The sequence below is a fragment of the Roseomonas rosulenta genome, assembly GCF_016106005.1.
Lineage (GTDB): Bacteria > Pseudomonadota > Alphaproteobacteria > Acetobacterales > Acetobacteraceae > Neoroseomonas > Neoroseomonas rosulenta.
In genome coordinates this window covers 1-1,345 of sequence record NZ_JACADR010000531.1, presented here as the reverse complement: position 1 = coordinate 1,345, position 1,345 = coordinate 1, and the positions used below count along the sequence as shown (strand labels likewise).

The window sequence follows — 1,345 nt, the reverse complement described above, 5'->3', positions numbered from 1 at the left end:
CGGGCTTCGCCGCGACCTTCGCCGCGGGCTTGACCTTGGCGGCCACCGCCGGCCTCGCTGCCGCCTTCGGCTTGGCGGCCGCCTTCGGCGCGGCGGCCTTGGGCTTCGTCGCCGCCTTGGGTTTGGCCGCCGTACGGGTCGGCGCCTTGGCGGATTTCGCGACAGCCTTCGGCTTCGCCGCCGCCTTCGGCTTGGCGGCGGCCTTGGCCTTCGCGGTCGCGCGGGACTTGCTCTGCGCCTTGGCGCGGGCCGAAGCCTTCATGTCCGGTATGCTCCCATTTCCGCCGCGCTGTCCCGCGGGGCGCTCGGCGGCCAAGCAGCCGGAGCGCACGGGCCATCGCCACGCAACACCTGAGGCCCGGGCCGGCCGGTCGGCACAACCCCGTCCATCTGCTTGAAACAATAGCAGAAAAATAGCCCCCCGTCACCCCATGGGGCGAAGGTGAAGGCGGCGTCAGCCGGGATTGGGGCTGAACAGCTCCTTCTTGCCGGGCTTGTCCTTCCATTCATCCGCATCGGCCGGCGCCTCGCCCTTGCGGGTGATATTGGGCCATTGCGCGGCATAGGTGCGGTTCAGTTCGAGCCAGGCAGTGCCCTTGTCGTCGCTGTCGGGCACGATGGCCTCGGCCGGGCATTCCGGCTCACACACGCCGCAGTCGATGCACTCGTCCGGGTGGATCACCAGCATGTTCTCGCCCACGTAGAAGCAGTCCACCGGACAGACCTCCACGCAGTCCATGTACTTGCACTTGATGCAGTTCTCGGTGACGACATAGGTCACGGTGGGCAGGCCCCTGACAGCGCGTTGCGGCGGGGCGAAGATGGCCAAGCCGCGCGCCGGCCGCAACCCGGCCCGTGCGCATGCGTCATTCCCGAGCCATGCAGTCGGATATGTCCTCATACAGGGCGCGCGCCTCCGCCGGCGGGCCGCGGCGGGCGGCCAGCGCCAGAACGCGCCAAACCACGATCCGGCCGCGCTCCCCCTGGCCCTGGGCGATGGTCAGCACGTCGCCGGGCCGCACCCGGGCATGCGCCTTGTCGGTCGGCTGGCGGTTGATGCGCACCGCGCCGGCCTCGACCAGGCGGGCGCAGTCGGCACGGGTCTTGCGGGTGCGCGCGCACCACAGCCAGAGGTCGAGGCGCTGGGCGTCGCGCTCCGCCTCCGCCACGGGGCGCGTCAGTTCTTCTTGAGCAGGCTGGCCAGCACCGCGAAGGGGCTGTCCGGGCGGGGCATGGCGGGCAGGGCGGGGCGGTCCTCGCGCGGGCGGCGCGGGCCGCGGTCGCCCTGGTAGCCGCCGCCCTTGCCCTGGCGCTGCTGGTCGCGTGGGCCGCGCTGTTCCGGCCG

3 protein-coding genes are annotated in these 1,345 nt (G+C 72.0%); all 3 read right to left on the bottom strand.

Going from position 1 to position 1,345, the window contains the following annotated elements:
• Positions 1 to 316: hypothetical protein (locus HW578_RS26625; protein ID WP_198373706.1), on the bottom strand; the 316-nt coding region annotated here is incomplete at its 3' end.
• Positions 317 to 454: 138 nt separating this feature from the next.
• Entirely contained in the window at positions 455 to 781 is a 327-nt protein-coding gene (gene fdxA, locus HW578_RS26620) for a ferredoxin FdxA (RefSeq protein WP_198373707.1), read from the bottom strand.
• An 85-nt stretch (positions 782 to 866) separates the two neighbouring features.
• Positions 867 to 1,169 carry an RNA-binding S4 domain-containing protein gene (locus tag HW578_RS26615; protein ID WP_198373705.1) on the bottom strand — a complete coding sequence of 101 codons (303 nt, stop codon included), beginning with the start codon at positions 1,167 to 1,169 and terminating at the stop codon, positions 867 to 869.
• Between the last annotated feature and the right edge of the window lie 176 nt (positions 1,170 to 1,345).